The sequence below is a fragment of the Dinoroseobacter sp. S124A genome (assembly GCF_049801015.1).
Lineage (GTDB): Bacteria > Pseudomonadota > Alphaproteobacteria > Rhodobacterales > Rhodobacteraceae > Dinoroseobacter.
This window is the reverse complement of record NZ_JBNAGD010000008.1, coordinates 83,186-106,191: the sequence shown is the minus strand read 5'-3', so window position 1 is coordinate 106,191 and position 23,006 is coordinate 83,186. Positions and strand designations below refer to the sequence as shown.

24 protein-coding genes are annotated in these 23,006 nt (G+C 65.2%); 11 read left to right on the top strand and 13 right to left on the bottom strand.

What is annotated here, in order from left to right:
* Positions 1-74: 74 nt before the first annotated feature.
* Positions 75-293, bottom strand: coding sequence for a hypothetical protein (locus ACP15I_RS18190; protein WP_424976168.1), 219 nt, complete (start codon positions 291-293; stop codon positions 75-77).
* Positions 294-483: 190 nt separating this feature from the next.
* Positions 484-1,593: a PQQ-dependent sugar dehydrogenase gene (locus tag ACP15I_RS18185; protein WP_424976167.1), complete on the bottom strand. Its 1,110-nt coding sequence runs from the start codon at positions 1,591-1,593 to the stop codon at positions 484-486.
* 219 nt (positions 1,594-1,812) lie between these two features.
* Here ACP15I_RS18185 and ACP15I_RS18180 point away from each other — a divergent pair, with 219 nt between their 5' ends.
* The 6 genes from ACP15I_RS18180 (at position 1,813) to ACP15I_RS18155 (ending at position 7,415) form a co-directional block, all read left to right on the top strand.
* Complete coding sequence (locus ACP15I_RS18180; RefSeq protein WP_424976166.1) at positions 1,813-3,006, top strand: ABC transporter substrate-binding protein; 1,194 nt, start codon at positions 1,813-1,815, stop codon at positions 3,004-3,006.
* Between the two features lie 61 nt (positions 3,007-3,067).
* A complete protein-coding gene (locus tag ACP15I_RS18175) occupies positions 3,068-3,844 on the top strand; it encodes an ABC transporter ATP-binding protein (protein ID WP_424976165.1) in 777 nt (258 codons plus the stop codon).
* A gap of 70 nt (positions 3,845-3,914) precedes the next feature.
* Positions 3,915-4,745, top strand: a complete 831-nt coding sequence (locus ACP15I_RS18170) for an ABC transporter ATP-binding protein (RefSeq protein ID WP_424967391.1) — start codon at positions 3,915-3,917, stop codon at positions 4,743-4,745.
* 2 nt (positions 4,746-4,747) lie between these two features.
* Positions 4,748-5,104, top strand: coding sequence for a hypothetical protein (locus tag ACP15I_RS18165; RefSeq protein ID WP_424976164.1), 357 nt, complete (start codon positions 4,748-4,750; stop codon positions 5,102-5,104).
* Positions 5,104-6,114 (top strand): branched-chain amino acid ABC transporter permease, encoded by a 1,011-nt coding sequence (locus tag ACP15I_RS18160; RefSeq protein WP_424976163.1) that lies wholly within the window; start codon positions 5,104-5,106, stop codon positions 6,112-6,114. The genes ACP15I_RS18165 and ACP15I_RS18160 overlap by 1 nt, the downstream gene beginning before the upstream one ends.
* On the top strand, positions 6,111-7,415 hold the full coding sequence (locus ACP15I_RS18155; protein WP_424976162.1) for a branched-chain amino acid ABC transporter permease: 1,305 nt from the start codon (positions 6,111-6,113) through the stop codon (positions 7,413-7,415). Before ACP15I_RS18160 ends, ACP15I_RS18155 begins: the two co-directional genes overlap by 4 nt.
* A 77-nt stretch (positions 7,416-7,492) precedes the next feature.
* On the opposite strand, the gene ACP15I_RS18150 is transcribed toward ACP15I_RS18155, so the two are convergent.
* Positions 7,493-7,942, bottom strand: coding sequence for an iron-sulfur cluster assembly scaffold protein (locus tag ACP15I_RS18150; RefSeq protein WP_424976161.1), 450 nt, complete (start codon positions 7,940-7,942; stop codon positions 7,493-7,495).
* Between the two features lie 61 nt (positions 7,943-8,003).
* Here ACP15I_RS18150 and hisI point away from each other — a divergent pair, with 61 nt between their 5' ends.
* Positions 8,004-8,363: a phosphoribosyl-AMP cyclohydrolase gene (gene hisI, locus ACP15I_RS18145; protein WP_424976160.1), complete on the top strand. Its 360-nt coding sequence runs from the start codon at positions 8,004-8,006 to the stop codon at positions 8,361-8,363.
* Positions 8,364-8,402: 39 nt separating this feature from the next.
* On the opposite strand, the gene ACP15I_RS18140 is transcribed toward hisI, so the two are convergent.
* On the bottom strand, positions 8,403-9,023 hold the full coding sequence (locus tag ACP15I_RS18140) for a thiamine phosphate synthase (protein ID WP_424976159.1): 621 nt from the start codon (positions 9,021-9,023) through the stop codon (positions 8,403-8,405).
* A 104-nt stretch (positions 9,024-9,127) separates the two neighbouring features.
* On the opposite strand from ACP15I_RS18140, the gene ACP15I_RS18135 reads away from it, so the two are divergent.
* Genes ACP15I_RS18135 through ACP15I_RS18125 form a run of 3 tightly spaced genes read left to right on the top strand, consistent with a single transcriptional unit; the run spans position 9,128 to position 12,559 of the window.
* On the top strand, positions 9,128-9,883 hold the full coding sequence (locus ACP15I_RS18135) for an RNA methyltransferase (RefSeq protein WP_424967384.1): 756 nt from the start codon (positions 9,128-9,130) through the stop codon (positions 9,881-9,883).
* 52 nt (positions 9,884-9,935) lie between these two features.
* Positions 9,936-11,090, top strand: coding sequence for a heme A synthase (gene ctaA, locus ACP15I_RS18130; protein ID WP_424976158.1), 1,155 nt, complete (start codon positions 9,936-9,938; stop codon positions 11,088-11,090).
* The gene (locus tag ACP15I_RS18125) at positions 11,087-12,559 is read left to right on the top strand and encodes a carboxypeptidase M32 (protein ID WP_424976157.1); all 1,473 of its coding nucleotides are present in this window, start codon (positions 11,087-11,089) and stop codon (positions 12,557-12,559) included. The genes ctaA and ACP15I_RS18125 overlap by 4 nt, the downstream gene beginning before the upstream one ends.
* A 169-nt stretch (positions 12,560-12,728) precedes the next feature.
* On the opposite strand, the gene ACP15I_RS18120 is transcribed toward ACP15I_RS18125, so the two are convergent.
* The 5 genes from ACP15I_RS18120 to ACP15I_RS18100 all read right to left on the bottom strand — a co-directional run bounded on the left by ACP15I_RS18120 (position 12,729) and on the right by ACP15I_RS18100 (position 18,414).
* Positions 12,729-12,851 carry a hypothetical protein gene (locus ACP15I_RS18120; protein ID WP_424967381.1) on the bottom strand — a complete coding sequence of 41 codons (123 nt, stop codon included), beginning with the start codon at positions 12,849-12,851 and terminating at the stop codon, positions 12,729-12,731.
* A 103-nt stretch (positions 12,852-12,954) separates the two neighbouring features.
* Positions 12,955-15,045 (bottom strand): ATP-dependent DNA helicase RecG, encoded by a 2,091-nt coding sequence (gene recG, locus ACP15I_RS18115; protein WP_424976156.1) that lies wholly within the window; start codon positions 15,043-15,045, stop codon positions 12,955-12,957.
* Positions 15,042-17,165 carry an NAD-dependent DNA ligase LigA gene (gene ligA, locus ACP15I_RS18110; protein WP_424976155.1) on the bottom strand — a complete coding sequence of 708 codons (2,124 nt, stop codon included), beginning with the start codon at positions 17,163-17,165 and terminating at the stop codon, positions 15,042-15,044. Before ligA ends, recG begins: the two co-directional genes overlap by 4 nt.
* Positions 17,166-17,322: 157 nt before the next feature.
* Positions 17,323-18,036 carry a response regulator transcription factor CtrA gene (gene ctrA, locus ACP15I_RS18105; protein WP_424967378.1) on the bottom strand — a complete coding sequence of 238 codons (714 nt, stop codon included), beginning with the start codon at positions 18,034-18,036 and terminating at the stop codon, positions 17,323-17,325.
* 99 nt (positions 18,037-18,135) lie between these two features.
* On the bottom strand, positions 18,136-18,414 hold the full coding sequence (locus ACP15I_RS18100) for a DUF1153 domain-containing protein (protein WP_424967377.1): 279 nt from the start codon (positions 18,412-18,414) through the stop codon (positions 18,136-18,138).
* Positions 18,415-18,542: 128 nt separating this feature from the next.
* Here ACP15I_RS18100 and mnmA point away from each other — a divergent pair, with 128 nt between their 5' ends.
* On the top strand, positions 18,543-19,709 hold the full coding sequence (gene mnmA / locus ACP15I_RS18095; protein ID WP_424976154.1) for a tRNA 2-thiouridine(34) synthase MnmA: 1,167 nt from the start codon (positions 18,543-18,545) through the stop codon (positions 19,707-19,709).
* 3 nt (positions 19,710-19,712) lie between these two features.
* Here mnmA and lpxB read toward each other — a convergent pair whose 3' ends face one another.
* Genes lpxB through fabZ form a run of 4 tightly spaced genes read right to left on the bottom strand, consistent with a single transcriptional unit; the run spans position 19,713 to position 22,949 of the window.
* On the bottom strand, positions 19,713-20,870 hold the full coding sequence (lpxB, locus tag ACP15I_RS18090) for a lipid-A-disaccharide synthase (RefSeq protein ID WP_424976153.1): 1,158 nt from the start codon (positions 20,868-20,870) through the stop codon (positions 19,713-19,715).
* Complete coding sequence (locus tag ACP15I_RS18085; RefSeq protein ID WP_424976152.1) at positions 20,867-21,661, bottom strand: LpxI family protein; 795 nt, start codon at positions 21,659-21,661, stop codon at positions 20,867-20,869. The genes lpxB and ACP15I_RS18085 overlap by 4 nt, the downstream gene beginning before the upstream one ends.
* Entirely contained in the window at positions 21,661-22,461 is an 801-nt protein-coding gene (gene lpxA, locus ACP15I_RS18080; RefSeq protein ID WP_424976151.1) for an acyl-ACP--UDP-N-acetylglucosamine O-acyltransferase, read from the bottom strand. The genes ACP15I_RS18085 and lpxA overlap by 1 nt, the downstream gene beginning before the upstream one ends.
* On the bottom strand, positions 22,458-22,949 hold the full coding sequence (fabZ, locus tag ACP15I_RS18075) for a 3-hydroxyacyl-ACP dehydratase FabZ (protein ID WP_424967372.1): 492 nt from the start codon (positions 22,947-22,949) through the stop codon (positions 22,458-22,460). Before fabZ ends, lpxA begins: the two co-directional genes overlap by 4 nt.
* Positions 22,950-23,006 lie beyond the last annotated feature (57 nt).

Here is a 23,006-nt window from a genome sequence, read left to right as displayed (position 1 = left end):
CATGGCAGGGACGCGATCGACCGAAGCGACGTTTTGCAAGTGAGGTTCGCGTGGCTTGAAGACACGCAGGCCGGCTAGAGCAGGAACTCCACGCCGTCGCCGAAATTGGGCGGCACATCGTCCTCCCAGGCAATATCGCGGCTGGGTTCCGCCGGCTTCTGGGCGCGGCTCTCGGCGAGGGAAAACTCCGCCTCGAAATAGCGCGCAATCGCGTCGTTGATCATATCGCCGACATCGCGACCCGTGTCGGTGTGTTTGACGAATTTGAAGGAAAGAAGACCGTCTTCAGGCATGGTATGCTCCTCATATGCCCGTTTGAAATGGGCTCAGTTGAATATGAACGCGGCGGCGGCGCCTTGAGAGCGATCCGCATCGCCGCGCTGAGGAGTGTCTATAGGAGCGGTTTTTCCGTTCGATGTCCCGCTGCGTATCAATTTTGTCTGTTGCGAAACGATTGGTATCCGGGCCGTGCCGAGGCGCGGCTCAGCGTGCCGGGGTCATCCGGTAGAGCGCGCCATTGCCCACGCTAAGATACCAGATCGCCCCATCAGGGCCTTCGCGGACATCGCGCAGGCGCGCGGTGCTGTCGCCTTCGATCTCTTCCTCGGCAAAGCTCCCGGCCTCCAGCCGCGAAAGATACCCGAATTTCAGGCTGCCGACGAAGAAATCGCCACGCCATTCGGGCCAGAGCGCACCGGAATAGATCATCATCCCCGAAGGCGCGATGGAGGGATCCCAGAAGTGATCCGGTTGTTCCATTCCCGGCTTTGACGACCCCTCGCCGATGCGCAGGCCCGAGTAATGCCGCCCGTAGGAGATCACCGGCCAGCCGTAATTCGCGCCGCGCCGCACGGCGTTGATCTCATCCCCGCCGCGCGCGCCATGCTCGACCACCCAGAGATTGCCCTCCAGATCGAGCGCGGCCCCCTGCGGGTTGCGGTGGCCGTAGGACCAGATCTCGGGCTGGGCGCCGGGGGTGTCGATGAAGGGGTTGCGCGAGGGCACACCGCCAGTGCGGCCGATGCGGATCACGCTGCCATTCTGGGTGCTCAGGTCCTGCGCACTGTCATCATCGCCGCGATCGCCGATGGTGACATAGAGAAACCCGTCCCGTCCCTCGACCACGCGGGACCCGAAATGCCTGCCCCCGCGGTTCCCGGGTTCGGTCTCGAAGATGGTGGTCGTGCCGGTCAGCGCCGCGCCATCCTGCGACAGCGTGCCAACGGCCACCGCCGTGCCCGCGCCGGAGCCCTGAGGCCGGGAATAGGTGAGCACCACCTGCCGCGTGCGCGCGAAGTCCCGGGGGATCAACACATCCAGCAGACCTCCCTGTCCGCCCCGGGCCACGCGGGGCAACCCGGTCACGGATTGGCGCTGACCGTCCTGCGAGATGTGCAGAAGCGTGCCGCCCCGCTCGGTGATCAGCAACCCGCCCTCGGGCAGAAAGCCGAAGCCCCAGGGCTCGTCGAGATCGGCAACCATGCGCGTGACCTCCACCGTCCCGGCCGAGGTGGCAAGGCGTTCGGCCTGCGTCGCCGAGGCGTTTTGCGCAGTGAGGATCAGGGCGAGGCTGATCAGGGCGGGTCGGATCATCGGCGTCCTCCGGAATGCGATACCCTTCACAGATAGGCAGTGCCGGGCCCGGGCCAAGCTGCCCGCGCCAGATCCCCCGGGGTGGCAGGCGGCAATTTGCGGGTTTGGTCCCATTTGTTGCGGGCGACGCCGGGTAAACCGGCCCGGTGACCCTTTTCAATCCGCAAACCGCGAATTAGCCTCCGGTCAGGACATCAAGATCCAACACGGGAGAGATATATGAAAAAGCTGCTTCTCGCCTCCGTCGCGACAGCCGCCATGGCCAGCACCGCCTTCGCGGCAGGCCATTCCAACGAGATCAAGATCGGAGTTTCCGTCGGCTTCACCGGACCGCTGGAATCGCTTGCCCCGCCCATGGCGATGGGCGCCGAGATGGCCATGGCCGAAGTAACCGAGAGCGGTATGCTGCTCGAAGGGGCAACCGTGACCCCGGTGCGCGGGGACAGTACCTGCATCGATGCCGGTGCCGCGACCGCGACCGCCGAACGTCTGATCACCGCCGAAGGTGTGAAGGGCATCATGGGCGCCATGTGCTCGGGCGCGACAGGCGCGATCCTGTCGAATGTGGCCATGCCGAACGGGGTCGTGATGATCTCGCCGTCGGCCACATCGCCGGCCTTGTCCACGGTCGAGGATAACGGGCTCTTCTTTCGGACAGCGCCTTCCGATGCCCGTCAGGGCGTGGTCATGACCGAGGTGATCATGGACCGGGGCTTCAAGGAAGTCGCCGTGACCTACACCAATAACGACTATGGCAAGGGCCTGGCCGACAGCTTTGCCGCCGCGTTCGAGGCGGCGGGCGGAACCGTGACCCTCAATGCCTCCCATGAGGATGGCAAGGCGGATTACTCCGCCGAAGTGGGCGCGCTGGCCTCTGCGGGCGGCGAGATCCTCGTCGTGGCGGGCTATGTGGATCAGGGCGGCTCGGGCATCATCCAGGCCGCGCTCGACACCGGTGCCTTCGACACCTTCGTGCTGCCCGATGGCATGGTCTCGGTCGCGCTGGAGGAAAACTTCGGCAGCGATATCGACGGCTCGTTCGGACAGAACCCGGGCACCGACAGCTCCGGCGCGCAGGTCTATGCCGAGATGGTCGGCGATGCGTTTGATCCGACCTCGCCTTTCTCTGCCGAGAGCTATGACGCCGCTGCGCTGATCATGCTCGCCATGCAGGCCGCCGGATCCGCCGAGCCGGGCGACTACAAAGATCACGTGATGGACGTGGCCAATGCACCCGGCGAGCCGATCCTGCCTGGGGAGCTGGGCAAGGCGCTCGAGATCCTCAAGAATGGCGGCGAGATCGATTATGTCGGTGCCTCGGCGGTTGAGCTGATCGGTGGCGGCGAGTCCGCGGGCAATTACCGCGAGATGGAAATGAAAGACGGCCTGGTCACCACGGTGCGCTTCCGCTGACCTTTCCAGATGCAAAGCAGACAGCCCGGGCCCGCCCCGGGCTGTTTGGCATGAGGCATATATGATCAAGGTCGAAAACCTGCATCGGCATTTCGGCGGCTTTCGGGCCGTTGACGGCGCGACGCTGGCGATTGCCGAAGGCTCGATCACCGGGCTGGTCGGTCCCAACGGCGCAGGGAAAACCACGCTTTTCAATGTGATCGCGGGCAACCTTAAACCCACCTCGGGGCGGGTGACGATGCAGGGCGAGGACATTACCGGCCTGCCGCCCCATGAGTTGTTTCACAAGGGCTTGCTGCGGACGTTCCAGATCGCCCATGAGTTTGGATCCATGTCGGTGCGCGAGAACCTGATGATGGTGCCCGCCGCGCAATCCGGCGAGACCATGTGGAATGCCTGGTTCAACCGGCAACGCATTGCGCAGGAAGAGGCCGCCCTGCTCAAGCAGGCTGATGAGGTGCTCGAATTCCTGACGATTGATCATCTGAAGAACGAGAAGGCCGGAAACCTGTCCGGCGGGCAGAAGAAACTGCTGGAACTGGGCCGCACCATGATGGTGGATGCCAAGATCGTCTTTCTCGACGAGGTTGGTGCGGGTGTGAACCGGACGCTTCTGGGCACGATCGCCGACGCGATCCTGCGGCTCAACAAGGAGCGCGGCTATACGTTTTGCGTCATCGAGCATGACATGGATTTCATTGGAAAACTTTGCGATCCGGTGATCGTGATGGCCGAGGGCAAGAAGCTGGCTCAGGGCACGATCGGCGAGATCAAGGCGAATGAGCAGGTGATCGAGGCCTATCTCGGCACCGGGCTCAAGAACAAGGCAAGCGCCTGAACCCCAGGAGAGGGCGGGATTTGAGTATTTTTGGAACAATGAAGCCAGGCGCGCGGCGCAGAGGCCATCCATGAGCAGCAATCCCTATCAGGACGCCCGGGGCAATACGGATGCCTCGATCACCAATCCCCGACCCGGCGGCACGCTTTCGGCGGGGCAATCGACGTCCCCCGGAGGGGCGGCCCAGCCCGGCGAGCCCTTCCTGATCGGGGATGCCATGACCGGGGGCTATGGCAGCGGGGCGGATATCCTCCACGCTTGTACGCTGTCGGTGGATAAGGGCGAGATCGCCGTGATCGTGGGGCCCAACGGGGCCGGCAAGTCCACGGCCATGAAGGCGGTCTTCGGGATGCTGAACATCCATACGGGCGCGGTGCGGCTGGGTGGCGAGGACATCACGCGGCTTACCCCGCAGGCGCGCGTGGCCAAGGGCATGGCGTTCGTGCCCCAGACCCACAATATCTTCACCTCCATGAGTGTGGAGGAAAATCTCGAGATGGGGGCCTTCCTGCGCCGGGATGATATTTCGCAAACGATTGCGCAGGTTTACGAGCTGTTCCCGATCCTCGGGGATAAGCGCCGTCAGCCTGCGGGCGAGCTGTCCGGGGGCCAGCGGCAGCAGGTGGCCGTGGGTCGCGCCCTGATGACCCAGCCTCAGGTCCTGATGCTGGATGAGCCCACCGCCGGGGTCAGCCCCATCGTGATGGATGAGCTTTTCGACAGGATCATCGAGGTGGCACGCACGGGCATTTCGATCCTGATGGTGGAGCAGAACGCCCGTCAGGCGCTGGAGATCGCCGATAAGGGCTATGTCCTGGTACAGGGGCGCAACCGTTACACCGATACCGGGCAGGCCCTGCTGGCCGACCCGGATGTCCGTAAATCGTTTCTGGGAGGGTGATCATGCGCATGCTGCTCCTTTTGACGCTGGTCGTCGCCACGCCTGCCACCGCCAATACCCTGTGCCGGTTTGAAACCGAGTGCTTTGAAAATGAGGCCTGCGCGCCCTCCGGGTTCGAGATGCGGCTCAGCCTGCCCGAAACCCAGGCGACAGTGACGTCCCGGCTCGTGGCTGAAACCGATAGCGGCAGCTTCCCGGGATACGCCCTGCGCGGCGGGCCGGAGCGTCGGCAGTTCTTCTTCGATGCCGGAACCGCGGGCTACATGCTCACCCTGAACGGGGCCGAGGCACGGCTTGCGGTGCATCTCGATGACGGGCCGTTGATGGTGAACTATCTCGGCACATGCGAGGCGGAGTGATGGATTTTCTCAACGCGCTCGTTGCCTTTCTGAACTTCGTCGTGGTGCCGGCCACGGCCTATGGCAGCCAGCTCGCGCTTGGCGCGCTCGGGGTGACCCTGATCTACGGGATCCTGCGGTTTTCGAACTTCGCCCATGGCGACACCATGGCCTTCGGCGCGATGGTGACGATCCTCTTCACCTGGGCGTTCCAGTCCATGGGGATCAGTCTTGGCCCCCTGCCCACGGCATTGCTCGCCCTGCCCTTCGGGATCGCGGTCACGGGGCTTCTGCTGGTGGGCACGGACCGGCTGGTCTACCGGTTCTACCGGCAGCAGAAGGCCGTGCCGGTGATCTTCGTCATCGCCTCGCTGGGCGTGATGTTCATCATGAATGCCCTCGTGCGGTTCATCATCGGCCCGGATGACCAGCGTTTCAGCGATGGCGCGCGGTTCATCATCTCGGCCCGCGACTTTCGCGAGATGACCGGGCTGCGCGAGGGGCTTGCGATCAAGACGACCCAGGGCCTGACGGTGGTCACCGCGGTGCTCGTGGTAGCCCTCCTCTTCTGGTTCCTGAACCGGACACGGACGGGCAAATCCATGCGCGCCTTCTCGGATAACGAGGACCTCGCGCTGCTCTCGGGCATCAATCCCGAACGGGTGGTCATGGTGACATGGCTGATCGTGGCGGCGCTGGCGACCGTGGCCGGGGTTCTTTACGGGCTCGACAAGTCCTTCAAACCGTTCACGTATTTCCAGCTTCTGCTGCCGATCTTCGCCGCCGCCATCGTCGGAGGGCTGGGCAATCCGCTGGGCGCCATCGCGGGGGGCTTCGTGATCGCCTTCTCGGAGGTGACCATCACCTACGCCTTCAAGAAGGTGCTGGGCTACCTCCTCCCGGAGGCTCTGGAGCCAGACGGGCTCGTCCAACTCCTGAGCACGGATTACAAATTCGCCGTCAGCTTCGCCATTCTCATCATCGTGCTGCTCTTCCGGCCCACGGGGCTCTTCAAGGGGAAATCCGTATGACGATCAATCTGCGCAATCTGGGGCTCTTTGGCCTTGTCGCCCTGCTGATCGTTGGGACCGGGGTGCTGCAAAGCTGGAACGTGGCCCTCACCATCCTGAATTACGGGCTGATCTCGGCGGTGATGGCGCTGGGTGTGAACATGCAATGGGGCTACGCGGGGCTCTTCAATGTGGGGATCATGGGGTTTGCGGCGCTCGGCGGGCTCGCCGTCGTCCTCGTCTCCATGCCCCCGGTGGGAGAAGCCTGGTCCGCCGGAGGTCTGCGCCTGATCCTGGCCCTGGCCTGGGCGCTGATCGTGCTGGCGGCGGCCATCCTGACCTATCAACGCATGGCCGCGGGACGGACGCGCACCCTCGCCATGTTCGCGATCCTGATGGGCGGCTTTTTCTCGTTCCGCGCGCTTTTTGACCCGGCCGTCGCCGCGGTGGAGGCCGTGAACCCCGCCGGGACCGGCTATCTCGGCGGGCTCGGCCTGCCGGTGCTGCTGGCCTGGCCGATTGGCGGGGCGCTGGCGGCGGGCGCGGCCTGGGTCGTGGGCAAGACCGCCTTGGGCCTGCGGTCGGATTACTTGGCCATCGCCACGTTGGGCATCGCCGAGATCGTGATCGCCGTCATGAAGAACGAGGATTGGCTCAGCCGCGGCGTCAAGAACGTGGTCTCGATCCCGCGCCCGGTGCCCTACGAGATCGACCTGCAGAACGACCCGGATTTTGTCGCGCGGATGACCGACTGGGGTTTTGACCCGGTGGTCGCCTCCTCGGTCGCGGTGAAACTCGCCTATGCGGGGCTCTTCGCATGCGTGCTCCTGATCCTGCTCTTTCTGCTCGAAGCCGCCCTGAAATCCCCCTGGGGCCGGATGATGCGCGCGATCCGCGACAACGAGACCGCCGCCGAGGCCATGGGCAAGGACGTCAAACGCCGTCACCTGCAGATCTTCGTCATGGGCTCGGCCATTTGCGGGATCGCGGGCGCCATGCTGGTCACCATGGAAAGCCAGCTCATCCCCTCCTCCTACCAGCCGCTGCGCTTTACCTTCCTGATCTGGGTGATGGTGATCGTCGGCGGGTCCGGCAACAACTGGGGCGCGATCCTCGGCGGGTTCCTGATCTGGTTCCTCTGGATCCAGGTGGAGCCCATGGGCCAGCAACTCATGCTCTGGCTCACCGCAGGGATGGCGGATGGCTCCGCGCTCAAGGATCACCTGCTGGACAGTGCCGCCCATATGCGCCTGCTGACCATGGGGATCGTGCTGCTTCTGGTTCTGCGCTTCAGCCCGCGCGGCCTCATCCCCGAAAAATAGGCGCGCGCCCCAACTTAAGTCCGGAACTTAAGTCCGGAAATATCCCGGGAGGTTTGGAGGGCTGGCCCTCCAATCCCTCAGGCGCAATGGGCGCTCTCGGCTTCCCGCATGGCCGCGACCGTCGCATCCAGCGATAACAGGATCGAGGCATGGCGGTTCTTGTAATCCTTGGCCGGGATCAGAACCTCGAATCCGTCAAAGGGCGCAGGCGGCACGGGGCCATCTTCCTTCAGCATCGCCTTGAGCGCGTCGCGCGCCGCTTCCAGTTCCGGCAGGCTCCGCCCGATCACGGCTGCGCCCAGAACCGAGGCCGCGGCCTGTCCCAGGGCACAGGCCTTCACATCTTGGCCAAAGGCAGCCACGCGCCCCTCGGCGACCTTCACATCCACGGTCACGGTCGATCCGCACAGCGGCGAGCGCTTCTTGGCCGAGGCATCAGGCGCGCTCAGCCGTTCCGTATGGGGAATGGATGCCGCCAGACCCAGAATGCGCTGGGAATAGAGTTTGATCAGGTCCGTGTCAGACATGGTGTTTCCTCCGGGTCCTGTCGTAGATAGACCGCAAATCGGCTCTGTTAAGGAGGAGCATATGAAATTCGATCCCGCAACCCTGCGCTATAACGACAAAGGTCTGATACCCGCCATCGCGCAGGACGCCACCAGCGGCGAGGTTCTGATGATGGCCTGGATGAATGCCGAGGCCGTGGCCAGGACGCTGGAGACCGGCCGGGTGACCTATTGGTCGCGCTCGCGGCAATCCTTCTGGATCAAGGGCGAGACCTCGGGCCATGTGCAAACCCTGCGCGATTTCCGCGTCGATTGTGATCGCGACTGCCTGTTGGTGATGGTCGATCAGGTTGGAGCCGCCTGCCACACCAACCGGCGCAGCTGCTTCTACACGGCCGTGGAGGATGGGGTCGAAGTCGAGAAAATGGCGCCTATGGAGTGAGACCGGACCCCAGCGCCCCGTGATCCGTGGCCCCGGCGCTCAGAGCGCCGCGGTCAGGGTCTTGAGCGCGGCGAGCGGATCGTCTGCGCCCCAGATCTCTTCGCCGATCGCAAAGAAATCCGTGACCGGGGCCAGAGCGGCGACAACTTCCGGGGTCAGCCCCCCCTCTGCCACCACGGGCAGCTCGATCATCTGCGACCACCAGGCAAAAAGATCCGCCTCTGCCACCTCGCCCGCACCGGTCAGGCCTGCGGCCACGGGGCCAAAGGCGATATAGTCTGCCCCGGCCTCGCCCGCGCTCATCCCGTCATGCTGAGACGCCCCGCACCAGGCCCCCACCACCGCTTCGGCGCCGATCTCTTTGCGGACCTTGCGCACCGAGCGCGCGCCATCGCCCAGATGCACCCCATCCAGCCCCAGACGTTCCACCATCAGGAAGTGGCTGTCGATCACCAGCGGCACGTCCCGCGCATGGGCCACCTCGCGACAGGCATCTGCCGCGCGCGCGATCCGATCCTCGTCCCGGGTGGACAGGCTGAGCCGCACACAGGCGATCTCGGCCCCGTCCAGAAGGCCCGCCAACTGGCCGGGAAAGCTGGACAGTTCGATCTCTGGCGGGGTGATGAGGTAAAGCTGCGGCTGCTCGGGTGCGTCGGCCATGACAGGCTCCTGTTCTTGTCGCCCCCGTATAGCCCCCCTCGCGGGAAATGACCAATACCCCTCGGGACTTGCCCCCCGTCGCCAGCCCCCCTATCACCCGGGCCATGACCGACGCACCCAGCCAACCCGCCTTTGTCCTTGTCCGCCCGCAAATGGGCGAGAATATCGGGGGTGCCGCGCGCGCCATGTGGAATTTCGGCCTCGACCGGATGCGCGTTGTGGCCCCAAGGGATGGCTGGCCCAGCGAAAAGGCCGTGGCCATGGCGAGCGGCGCGGGTCGGCTGCTGGATCAGGCCGGGCTGTATGACAGCACGGCGGCGGCCCTGCGCGATGCGGATTACGTCTTTGCCACCACGGCGCGGTCGCGGGATCTGACCAAGCCGGTGGTCACGCCGGAACACGCGATGACCCAGGCCCGCGCCCTGATCGCCGAGGGCCAGCGCGTCGCGGTCCTGTTCGGGCCGGAACGCGCCGGGCTTGAGAATGACGATATCGCCTTGGCCAATGCCATTGTCTCGGTGCCCGTGAACCCGGCCTTCCCCTCGCTCAACCTCGCCCAATGCGTGCTTCTGACGGCCTATGAATGGGAACGTCAGGTGACCGAGACGCCCCCCGAAGTGCTGGAATTCGCCGGGACGCGCTTTGCCAGCGGTCAGGAGGTCGAAAAGCTCGGCGATCACTTCGAAGAACGGCTGGAGGAGGCGGGATTCTTCTTTCCGCCCCACAAGGCCGCCCATATGAAACTGAACCTGCGCAACATGCTGTCGCGCCTGCCGCTGACGCTGGTGGATGTGCAGACCTTCCACGGCATGCTGCGGCAACTCGCGCGCTGGAAGGACAGGTCGGGCGGGTCATCTTGAAGCCCGCAAACCCCGCGCATACTCTCCGCAGCAAGGACCAGAAAGGCGACGCATGAGCAAGAAACGCAGCATCTTCGAAGAGGTCGGTACGGATGCGCCGGCGGGCCCGGCCCCGGTCTCGCCCGGGGTGATCGACCGCGCGGCCCGAACCGGTGCGCGCGGTGCGGTGCGGGTCTGGCTGATGCTGCTCTTTGCGCTGGTGGTCATCATGATCGCCGTGGGCGGGCTGACCCGACTGACCGATAGCGGGCTGTCGATCACCGAATGGGCGCCCCTGACCGGCGCGATCCCGCCCCTAAGCGCCGAGGACTGGGCGCGCGAGTTCGACCGCTACCGCGCGATCCCGGAATACCAGTTGCAGAACAAGGGCATGTCCCTCGCGGAGTTTCAGTTCATCTATTGGTGGGAATGGGGGCACAGACAACTTGGCCGGGTGATCGGCCTCGTCTGGGCGCTTGGTTTCGTCGGGTTCCTCGTCTTCCGTCAGATCCCGCCGGGCTGGACCGGGCGGCTCCTTGGCCTCGGGGTACTGGGCGGGCTGCAAGGCGCGATCGGCTGGTGGATGGTCTCCAGCGGGCTGACCGGCACCATGCTCGACGTGGCCTCCTACCGCTTGGCGACCCATCTGGGCCTCGCCTTCCTGATCCTCGGGCTGATTGCCTGGTATGTCATGGCGCTTGGACGGCCCGAGCGTGACCTGTTGCAGGCGCGCCGCTCCGGCGAGCCCGGGCTGGTGACGGGCGCGAGCTGGGTGCTCGGCCTCGCAGCGATCCAGATCCTGCTTGGGGCGCTCGTGGCCGGCATCGATGCCGGGCGCAGCTACACGGACTGGCCGCTCATGGCCGGGGCGTTCCTGCCCATCGACATGTGGGAGTTCACGCCCGGCTGGCGGAATTTCTTCGAAAGCCCGGGCCTTGTGCAGTTCAATCACCGGATGGTCGGCTATCTGCTGCTGCTGGTCGGGCTCTTTGTCTGGTGGCGGTCGCGGCGCAGCGCCCATCCGACCACGCGCAGCGCCTTTGACTGGGTGGCGGTGATCCTCTTTGGTCAGATGACCCTCGGCATCGTCACGGTGCTGAACGCTGCGCCCTGGACCTGGGCCATCGCGCATCAGCTGGGCGCGGTCGTCACGATCTGCCTGATCCTGCGCGCCCGGTTCCGGGCCCGTTATCCCATCGCCACATCCATCCGGGGGACCGCCGCATGACCGCCTTGACCGAGCTGATGGCCTTTCAGCGCGACACCGAAGCCCTGGGCGAGGTCGCGGGTCGTCTCGGCTGGGATCAGGAGACGGTGATGCCGCGCGGAGCCGCCGAGCAGCGCAGCGCCGAGATGGCCGCGATGGAGGCTGTGCTCCATGCCCGCCGCACGGATCCGCGGATTGGGGATTGGCTGGCAGCGGCGACCCCCGCGACGGAGGTGGAGGCCGCGAACCTGCGCGAGATCTCTCGCAGCTATGCGCGCAATACCAAGGTGCCTGCTCGGCTCGCGGCGGAACTGGCGCGCGTGACCTCGCTGGCCCAGGGAAAATGGGCCGCCGCGCGGGCCGCCGATGACGTGGCCGCCTTCCTGCCGGTGCTGCGCGAGGTTGTCGACCTGCGCCGCGAGGAGGCATCGGCGCTGGCTACAGATGGCGCACTCTATGACGCGCTGCTTGAGGATTACGAGCCCGGCGCGACCGAGGCAGGGATTGCCGCGCTGTTTGACCGGATGCGCCCCCGTCTGGTCTCGCTGCGCGACCGGGTTCTGGGGGCGTCCCATGCCCCTGCCCCGCTCGAAGGCCGCTTTGCCGAGGACGGCCAGCTCGCCCTGTCGCAAACCCTCGCGCTGGCCTTTGGCTATGATCTGGAGATCGGGCGCATCGATCTGGCGGTGCATCCCTTCAGCTCGGGCTCCGGGCGCGATGTGCGGATCACCACGCGGGTCGCCGAGACCGACCCGTTCAACTGCTTTTACTCGACCATTCACGAGGTCGGTCACGCCACCTATGAGCAAGGGGTCGATCCGGCCCATCTGCTGACCCCGATCGGGCGCGGTGCCTCCATGGGTGTCCATGAAAGCCAGAGCCGGATCTACGAGAACCAGCTCGGCCGTGGACGTGCCTTCACCGGCTGGCTCTTTGATCAGATGACCGCGCAGTTCGGCGACCTCGGGATCAGCGATCCGGACGCCTTCTATGGCGCGGTCAACCGTCTCTCGCCTGGCTATATCCGCACCGAAGCCGACGAGGTGCAGTATAACCTCCATGTCATGCTGCGCTTCGATCTGGAGCGGGACCTGATCGCGGGCCGGCTCGATGTCGCCGATCTCGAAGAGGCGTGGAACACGCGCTTTGCGGCGGATTTCGGCGTGGCCGTGGACAAGCCGTCGAATGGCGTGTTGCAGGATGTGCACTGGTCCGTCGGGCTGTTTGGCTATTTCCCGACCTACACGCTGGGCAACCTCTATGCGGGTTGCCTGTTCGAGGCGATGAAGCGCGACCTGCCCGCGTGGGAGAACGGCCTCGCCAAGGGTGACGCGACCGCCTGCACCGCGTGGTTGCGCAGCGCCCTGCAGCAGCATGGCGCGCTGCGGATGCCGGCCGAAACCATCGAGGCGGCCTGCGGACATGCGCCCAGCGAGGCGCCGCTTCTCGACTATCTCGATGCGAAATTCGCCGAGATCTACCGGCTCTAAGAAAAAAGCCGCCGCACTCTGGGCAGAGGCGGCGGCCAGGCAGCGGATCAATGGTGTTGGTGCGAGACAGGCAATCTCGGATCCCGCAGCGCAGGCAGGCGGCGCGGGAACGAGGTGTCGGGTGGGGGCCCGAACACCGGAAAACCAAACACGGCGGACCGCAGGCAGATCAGAACAGAACGGGCACGTGCAACAGGGTGGCAAACACGACCGTAATCGCGAGGGCCCCAGTTGCATCCTGAGCCAGAGACACCGGTGCGCGGGTGATGATTGTCTTAATCTCTGCGAGCATCTGAGCCTCCTGAAGTTCTGTTGTTGACCTTTTGTTCTCACTTCCAGCGAACAAAGTAAAGAACTTTTTAAGAACATCGAAGAACAAAACGCGTTCGCAGGACCTAACCCACGGAAATTAAACGGATCGCTTCGTCCTGTCCCGTCAGCCAGAGAAGCATCCGCAGCGCCTCGCCCCGAGGGGTCTCCAGCTTGGGATCGGATGCCAGAAACGCGCGCGCATCGCTCTGGGCCATGGCCATCAGACCCGCCTGTCGTTCCGGGTCCGCGATGCGAAAACGCGGCAGACCGGATTGCGCCGTGCCGATCAGATCCCCTGCCCCGCGCATCTCAAGATCGGCTTCGGAGATCCGGAATCCGTCCTCGGTTTCGCGCATCAGCTTCAGCCGTCGTTCCGCCGTCTCGCCCAAAGGCGGCGCATAGAGCAACAGACAGGTGGAGGCTTCGCTGCCCCGCCCGACCCGGCCCCGCAGCTGGTGAAGTTGGGCAAGGCCGAAATGCTCGGCCCCCTCGATGACCATGATCGACGCATTGGGCACGTCCACGCCCACCTCGATCACCGTCGTTGCCACCAGAAGCCGCGTCTCGCCCGCCACGAACCGCGCCATGGCCTCGTCTTTCTCGGCAATTGGCATCTGACCATGGACCAGCCCGACCTGATCCTCGCCGAACCGGGCCCGCAGGAGCTTGAACCGTTCCTCCGCCGCCGTGAGCGACAGGGTCTCGCTCTCTTCCACCAGCGGGCAGACCCAATAAGCCTGGCGTCCATCGGACATGGCGCGACCCAGATGATCCACAAGCTCATCCAGCCGCGCGGCGGAGGCGAGTGCGGTCTTCACCGGGGTGCGCCCGGGCGGCTTTTCGTCCAGGATCGAGACATCCATATCGCCGTAAGTGACCAGCGCCAGGGATCGCGGGATCGGCGTCGCGGTCATGACCAGCACGTTCACCGCTGCCCCCTTGGCCCCGAGCCGCATCCGCTCGCGCACCCCGAACCGATGTTGTTCGTCGATCACCGCAAGGCCCAGATCGTGGAAGGCGACATCGTCCTGAAACACCGCATGGGTGCCGACCAGAATATGGATATCCCCCGCCTCAAGCGCGGCGAGCTTGGCCGCACGGTCCTTGCCCTTGTCGCGCCCGGTCAGCACATCGACCACCACGCCTGCCGCCTCGGCCAGCGGGCGCAAGGCGCTCAGATGTTGCCGCGCAAGGATCTCTGTCGGGGCCATCATGACCGCCTGTGCACCCACCTCGACCGCCAGGAGCATCGCAACCAGCGCCACGAGCGTCTTGCCCGCGCCCACATCCCCCTGCAGGAGCCGGTTCATCCGGTGCGGCCCGGCGAGATCCTCGGTGATCTCGGCAATGACCCGCTGCTGCGCGCCCGTGGGCGTATAGGGCAAAGCGTCGAGAACCGGGCGCACCCGACGCCCCGTGCCGGTCAGAACGCGTCCGGGTTTGCGCCGCCGATGGGCCCGGGCCAGGGCCAGCGTGGTCTGATGCGCCAGCAATTCATCATAGGCCAACCGCCGCCGTGCTGGGGTCTCGGCGGTCAGGTCACGCAGGCTTTCGGGCGCATGCGCCGTGGCCAGGGCCGTGCCAAAATCCGGCCAGCCCTCTTGCGCCACCAGCGCGGGATCGGCCCATTCCACGACTTCAGGCATCCGGTCCAGCGCACCCGCCACGGCCTTTTGCATGGTCTTCTGCGTGATCCCGGCGGTCAGGGGATAGACCGGCTCGAACCCGCCCAGGGACTCGGCCTCTGCCTCCGTCAGGACATGATCGGGATGAGGCATCTGCGCCTGCCCATCATAGAGCTCGACCCGCCCCGAGATGATCCGGCGCTCGCCCACGGGCAAGAGCGATTGCAGAAACGCACCGCGCGCGTGGAAATAGACCAGCGTGATTGTGGTGGCCGCATCCTGCACCTCCACCCGATAGGGGCGCCCGCGCCCGGTCGGCGGCAGGTGCCGCAGCACGGTCACCGGCACGGTCATCACACTGGGAAACGGGCCCTCTTGCACGGTGTCGACCGGACGCCGCTCGATCCCCGTATGGGGCAAGGTGAAGACCAGATCCCGAGGCCGGGCCACGTCCATCTGCGCAAAGCTTTGCGCGGTCTTCTTGCCCACTCCGGGCAGGGTTTCCAGCTCGGCAAAGAGCGGGAAGAGCGCGTCGGGCCTGCTGCTCACTCGAGCCCCGCCAGAACGCGCCACGCCTCTTCATCGATCACCTCGATGCCCAGATCAGCCGCCTTGGTCGCCTTGGACCCGGCCCCCGGTCCGGCAATCAGCAGGTCGGTCTTTTTCGACACCGACCCGGCCACTTTGGCCCCGAGCGCCTCGGCTGTCACCTTGGCTTCGGCGCGCGACATGGTCTCGAGCGAGCCGGTGAAAACGAGTGTTTTTCCCGCCACCGCAGAGTCCTGCACATCCGGTGGCGCTGCCGGGGCCGGAGAGACCTCTGCCAGCAGCCGGTCGATCGAGGCGCGCTCGGCTTCCTGCGTCAGGGTCGTGACGAGGGCCCGCGCCATGACCTCCCCCACCCCGTCGATATTCAGAAGATCCTCCCACGCCTCGCTGCCCTCGTCCTGCGCGGCCTCGACCGCGGCCAAGAGCGCTTCGATCGTGCCGTAGTGATTGGCCAGAAGGCTGGACGCGCTTTCGCCGATATGGCGGATCCCGAGACCGAAGAGCAGCTTGGCAAGCGGCGCGTTGCGCGCCACATCGATGGCGTTGAACAGGTTCTCGGCGCTCTTCGCGCCCCAGCCTTCGCGGTTCCTGAGCTGTTGCAACCCGTCGCCAAACCGGGTCCGCAAGGTAAAGATATCCGCCGGTTCGCGGATCCAGCCATCGAGGTAGAACTGCTCCACCTGTTTCGCGCCCAGCCCGTCGATATCAAGCGCCCCGCGGGACACGAAATGCTTGAGCTTTTCCACCGCCTGGGCCGGACAGATGAGGCCCCCGCTGCAACGTCGCACGGCGTCCCCGGGTTCGCGTGGAGCCTCGGAGCCGCAATCGGGACAGGTCGTCGGAAAGACGAAGGGCGCTGCCTCCGGCGGCCGGCGTTTCAGGTCGACATCCTTGATCTTGGGGATCACGTCTCCGGCGCGATAGACCTGAACCCAGTCACCCACGCGGATGTCGACGCCGCCCCGGATCTCTGCACCGGTATTGTCGCGCCCGGCGATGTAGTCCTCGTTATGCAGGGTCGCGTTCGAGACGACGACCCCGCCAACCGTCACCGGGGTGAGGCGCGCAACCGGGCTCAGCGCACCGGTACGCCCGACCTGAATGTCGATGCCGTCGAGCCGCGTCCAGGCGAGCTCGGCGGGGAATTTATGCGCGATCGCCCATCGCGGCGTGGTCGAGCGAAAGCCAAGCCGCCCCTGCAGCGCGAGATCGTCGACCTTGTAGACCACGCCGTCGATGTCATAGCCCAGCGTGGCTCGGCGCGCTTCGATCTCGGCATAATGGGCGAGCATCTCGGCGGGACCGAGGCAACGCTTCGTCAGGGGATTCGTGCTGAACCCCATTTCGGCGAAACGGGCAATCGCCCCGCTCTGGGTTTCGGAAAACGGCGCCGAGATGTCCCCCCAGGCATAGGCGAAAAAGCGCAGCGGGCGGGCGCGCGTGATCTCGGCGTCCAGCTGCCGCAGGGAGCCGGCGGCGGCGTTGCGCGGATTGGCGAAGGGCTTGGCGCCTGCCTCGGACTGACGGGTGTTCAGGTCTTTGAAATCCGCGTGGCTCATATAGACCTCGCCGCGCACTTCGAGGATCTCCGGCGCGCCCTCGATCCGTTCAGGAATATCCGCAATCGTGCGGGCATTCGCGGTCACATTCTCGCCGATACTGCCATCTCCTCGCGTCGCGGCCTGGATAAGCACGCCGTGCTCATAGCGCAGCGACAGCGACAGCCCGTCGATCTTGGGCTCGGCGGTATAGGCGAGCGGCGCGTCCTCCGGAAGGTCTAGAAACCGGCGGACGCGCTGGTCGAACTCGGTGATAGCCGCATCGGAAAACCCGTTCGAGAGCGAGAGCATCCGCACCGCATGCTGGATCTTGGAGAAGGTCTCGGATGCTGGGGCACCGATCTGATCACTGGGGCTGTCGGCGCGTTTGAGCGCGGGAAAGCGGGTCTCGATCTCGGCATTGCGCCGCTTGAGCGCATCGTATTCCGCGTCGGAGATCTCTGGCGCATCGTCCTGATGATAGGCGGTGTTCGCCGTTGCGAGCAGCTCCGCCAGACGGGCCAGTTCCGCGCGGGCTTCCTCCGCGCTCAGATCCGCAACCTGAGGTGACGCTTGCGCCATCCCTTCCCCCTCTTGTCCGCTCACTCGGTCAAAAGGAATAGCAGGGCGACGTCCGAGGTCCAGATCGGTTTGCGCCAAAGCGGCCCCCGAACAAAAAAGACCGCGCCCCGATTGCCGGGGGCGCGGTCCTGAACACGACGTCGCGGAGTGATGGACTTCAGCCAGTGGCCAGTTGCGGTGTCGGTGCCTCGACCGGATCCGGATCGCGCAGCACGTAGCCGCGACCCCAGACGGTCTCAATATGGTTTTCGCCGCCTGTCGCCTGGCTGAGCTTCTTGCGCAGCTTGCAGATGAAGACGTCGATGATTTTCAGTTCGGGCTCGTCCATGCCGCCATAAAGATGGTTGAGGAACATCTCCTTGGTGAGCGTGGTGCCCTTGCGGAGCGAGAGAAGCTCCAGGATCTGGTATTCCTTGCCCGTCAGGTGAACCTGCATGCCGTCGACCTCGACCGTCTTGGCGTCCAGATTGACGAGGATATCGCCGGTCTTGATGATCGACTGGGAATGGCCCTTGGAGCGGCGGATGATCGCATGGATCCGTGCGACAAGCTCTTCGCGGTGGAACGGCTTGGTCAGATAGTCATCCGCCCCGAAGCCGAAGCCCTTGATCTTGCTTTCCGTGTCGTCCGCCCCCGACAGGATCAGGATGGGCGTTTCGATCCGCGCGAGGCGGATCTGACGCAGCACCTCATGCCCGGTCATGTCCGGCAAACCGAGATCAAGCAGGATGAGATCATAGTCATACAGCTTGGCCAGATCGATGCCTTCTTCGCCCATCGCCGTGCAGTACACGTTCAGATTGGCATGGGTCAGCATCAATTCGATACTTTTTGCCGTGGTCGGGTCGTCTTCGATGATTAGGATGCGCATTTGCCATTCTCTCCGCTTCGGCTCGCATTGGTTAACGACCACTGTGGGGGTAAATGGTTAACTGCGAGTTACCGATAAAGAGAACTTAAGCAAAACAACCTAAGGTTGTCTATACTCTTGTAACTTTGTCGCCTTGAGCCCTTTTAAACCGAAGCTTTCGATCGCAGATATCCAGGATCCGAACTCTTCTTCGGACAACCCGTACAACTTACAGGCTTCTTCCTGCGTGATCAGTCCGGACATCACACCCTTGACCACCGCCGCCTTTCGGCTCGCCACCCAGCGCCGCGTCTCGCGATCGGGCAGATCGGACCGCGTCATGATGCTGCCATCCGGCAGGGTCACGGAGGCGGGCCCCTTGTCTTTTCTCATATACATCGTACCAAAATCCCTCTTGTCCCTCAGACGAGATCAATTTCGGCCAGCAGCGTTAAGCGAGGGTGAAGCGGGCTCTTGAGAGTATTCAGCATTTAACTATATTCCGAGCATTCCTCAGGAGATCCCAAATGACAGCCTCCCCTGTCTCTGCCACGGTCGATACCGCGACCGGCCTCAACTCGCTCGGATTTGCCAAATCCCCCGCCGATACGCGGGTGGTGGTGGCGATGTCGGGCGGCGTCGACAGTTCCGTCGTGGCGGCCGAGCTCGCGCGCGAGGGCTATGATGTGGTGGGCGTCACCTTGCAGCTCTATGATCATGGGGCCGCGCTGGCCAAGAAGGGCGCGTGCTGCGCCGGGCGTGACATTCATGATGCGCGCCGGGTGGCCGAGGAAATGGGCTTTCCCCATTACGTGCTCGACTACGAGAATACCTTTCGGGAGGCCGTGATCGACGAGTTCGCCGACAGCTACCTCGCGGGGGCGACACCGGTGCCCTGCATTCGCTGCAACGAACGGGTGAAGTTCCGCGATCTGCTGGAGACGGCGAAGGATCTCGATGCCGATTGCATGGCCACGGGGCACTATATTCAACGGAAAATGGGCCCTCGGAAGGCCGAGCTGCACAGTGCGGCGGATGCCAATCGGGACCAGTCCTACTTCCTCTTCTCCACCACGCAGGAGCAGCTTGATTACCTGCGCTTCCCGTTGGGGCATCTGGCTTCCAAGGCGGACACGCGCGCGCTGGCGGCCAAGCACGGGCTGAGCGTGGCGGACAAACCGGACAGTCAGGACATCTGTTTCGTGCCCAATGGCAACTATGCGGCCGTGATCGAGAAACTGCGTCCGGGCGCGGGTGAGCCCGGCGAGATCGTGGATATGGAGGGCACTGTCCTCGGCCAGCATCGCGGGGTCATTCACTACACGATCGGGCAGCGACGGGGCTTGGGCATCGGCGGGCTGGAGACCCCGCTCTACGTGGTGAAACTCGATCCCGATGCCCGGCGCGTGGTGGTCGGCCCGAAAGAGGCGCTGAGCACGCGGACCGTGCCGCTGCGCGAGATCAACTGGCTGGGCGATGCGCCCCTGACCAGCCGCACGGAATGGCCGCTGGCGGTGAAGGTCCGCTCCACCCGCCCGCCGCGGGAGGCGATCCTGCGCCCGATCTCGGACACCGAGGCGACGGTGGAATTGCTCACGCCCGAGGAAGGCGTTTCGCCCGGACAGGCCTGCGTGTTCTATGACCCGGACGGAACGCGGGTGCTGGGCGGCGGCTGGATCTGGCGCGGGGCCTGAAGCCTAGCGCCCGACCGCCTGCAACACGGCGCGCGCCGCGCGCAGACCCGGAGCCTCCCCACCCCGTCCGAGCCGCGTCATCGTCTCGGTCATGGCCGCGATCTGCGCCTCGCGAGCCTCTGTGTCGTCGAGAAGCGATGAGAGGGCCTTGGCAATCGCCTCGGGCGTGCAGTCCTTGCCAAGGCATTCGGGAATCGTGCGCGTCTCGCTGACCAGATTGACCAGCGTCACCGTATCGATTCGCAGCAGCCGCCCGATCAGAAGCCGCGACAGCCAGTTCATGTCATAGGCGATCACCATCGGTGTGCCCGCCGCCGCAAGCTCCAGCGAGACGGTGCCGGATGCCGCCAGCGCCAGATCGGCGGCCGCAAAGACGGCGCGCTTCTCGTCAGGATCCGAGCCGCTGGTCAGGATCGGATCCCCCGGCCAGTCGCGCATTGCCTCGGCGACCATGTCGCGCACAGGGGTTGCCGGAACCACAACGACCCGCGCTTTGGGATGCGCCTCCAGCACGGGGCGCAAGGCGGCCCCGAACCGCTCGGCCAGGCGCCCGACCTCGCCCCGGCGCGAGCCCGGCAGAGCCAGAATCAGCGGTGCCTCCGCCGCCACCCCATGGGCGGCACGAAAGGCGACTGCCGCTTCGGCGCTGGCCTCGGGCTCGGCCACGACCGGGTGGCCCACGAAATGCGCCTGCATGCCCGCGCGGGTCATATAGGGCGGCTCAAAGGGCAGCAGGCAAAGCACCTCATCCACCACCTTGGCCATCTTGTCCGCGCGCCCGGGCCGCCAGGCCCAGACCGAGGGGGCCACGTAATGCACGATTTTCTGCGCCCGCGCGGCCTTGACGATCTTGGCCACGCGCAGACAGAAATCCGGGCTGTCGATGGTGACGAGCACATCCGGCGTCTCGTCCAGCACCGCCTGCGCCGTCTCGGCAATGCGCCGTTTGAGGGCGCGGTATTTCGGCAGAACCTCGGCGATGCCCATGACGCTGAGCTCGTCCATGGGAAAGAGGCTGCTGAGCCCTTCGGCCTGCATGAGCGGCCCGCCGACCCCGGTGAAGCGGATCTCGGGCACGAGGCTCTTGAGCCCGGCCATCAGTGCCGCGCCAAGCTTGTCGCCCGAGGGTTCCCCGGCGATCAGAAACACATGGAGGCTCATGGCTGCGCCCAGATGGCAATCCCGGCCTCTTCGGCCCGGCGAGACAGGGTATCGCGGTCCAGAACCAGTACGGCACCTTCCTGCACCGCAATCCCGCTCAGCCCGGCGCGCGCGGCGGCCGTCACCGTGTCCGGCCCGATCGTCGGCATGTCGATTCGCAGATCCTGTCCCGGCTTGGCGCGCTTGACGAACACGCCCGCTGTCTTGGCCAGGCCTCCCCGTGTTTCGGCCACAAAGCCCAGCATGGCATCGGTGCCCTGCAGGGTCTCCACCCCGAGACAGAGCCCGCCCGCCACCACGCAGCCCTGACCCAGATCCAGCGGGCCGAGCGCCGAAAGGATTTCGGCGCCGCGCGCGGCATCGGTCCGCTCTGCCTCGGTCGGCTGGCGTCCCACGGCTCCCGTGGCCAGGAGATCAGGAGAGACTTCATGGGCGCCGCGCACCTGCAGGCCCGCCTCCTCGAAGATCGCGATCACCTCGCGCAGAAGCCGGTCATCGCCCTTGCCGATCACCTTCATCAGGCGCGGCACCAGCGACAGGCTGAGAGGATGCAGTTTCGCCATATCCACCGGCGGGCGTTGCATGGCACCGGCAAAGCAGACCTCGGAGATCCCGGCCTTGCGCATGTCGCGCAAAAGACGGCCCAGAGCCTCAACCCGGAACAGCGTGACGTCGGGCAGGTCCGGGGCGAAGCCTTCCAGCGCATAGACCCGGAACGGGCGCCCTGCCCGCTGCAGCGCCGAGGCCAGCGCCAGCGGCAAGCCCCCGCGTCCGGCCACCAGCGCCAGCATCAGCGCGGCGTCAGGAAGGAGCGGTCGCTATCGGCCAGGATAAAGGCGACGATTTCGCGGACATAATCGCTCTCGGTTTCGTCGCCGAGCCGTGCGGCCCGGTCCATGAAGGCACCCTCGCCCTGCGCCAGCATCTGGAACGCGGCCCGCAGGGCGGTGATGTCCTTGCGCGCCACACCGCGCCGCTTGAGCCCCACGAGGTTGAGCCCGTCAAGCTCGCCGCGCGGGCCCTGCACGAGGCCGTAAGGCATCACGTCATTGGTCACCATCGAGACCGCGCCAATGATCGCGCCGCGCCCGATGCGGACCCACTGGTGGATGCCCGACAGCCCGCCGACAATCACGTCATCGCCAATATCGCAATGACCGGCCACCGCCGAATTGTTCACAAGGATCACCCGATCCCCGATGATCGCGTCATGGGCCACGTGGCAGCCCGCCATGAAGAGCCCGTCATCGCCGATACGGGTGACGCCACCGCCACCCTCGGTGCCGGTGTTCATCGTGACATGCTCGCGGATCCGGTTGCGTTTGCCCACCACGAGGCGCGAGCGTTCGCCCGAGAATTTCAGGTCCTGCGGGATCTCGCCAATCGTGGCGAAGGGAAAGATGATCGTCTCGTCGCCGATCTCTGTCCAGCCGGTGAGAACCGCATGGCTCTTGACCTCGACCGCGCGGCCGAGCGTGACCTCGGGGCCGATCACGCAGAGCGGCCCGATCTTGCAGTCGGGCCCGATCGTGGCACCGTCTTCGATCACCGCGCTCGGGTGGACCTGCGCGCTGGGATCAACGCCGCTCATGCGGCATCCTTCGGCAGGTCCATCATCGCCGTGAATTCGGCTTCGGCGGCAAGCTCGCCATCCACGGTGGCCTTGCCGGCAAATTTCCAGACCTTGCCGCCGGGCTTGCCGCGCAGCGCCTCGACCGAGAGCTCGACCACATCGCCGGGGACCACCTTGCGGCGGAACTTGCACTTATCGATCCCCATGAAATAGACCAGCATGTCCTGATCCGCGATATCCATGGAAATCCCGACCAGCAGCGCCGAGGTCTGGGCGAGCGCCTCGATGATCAGCACGCCGGGCATGATCGGCTCGCCCGGGAAATGGCCCTGAAAATGCGGCTCGTTGAAGGTGACATTCTTGATGCCGGTGGCCGATTTGAACGGGTCCATGGCGACGACCTTGTCGACCAGCAGGAAGGGATAGCGATGGGGCAGGATCCGTTGGATCAAGTCGATATCCGCGGTTCGGACGATCTGCGGCTCCGGTGTCGCCGTGTCGGTCATGCCTGCTCTCCTAGCTGTCTTGGGTCGTGTGGTGAGGTCTCGCCTAGCAAGCCCCGC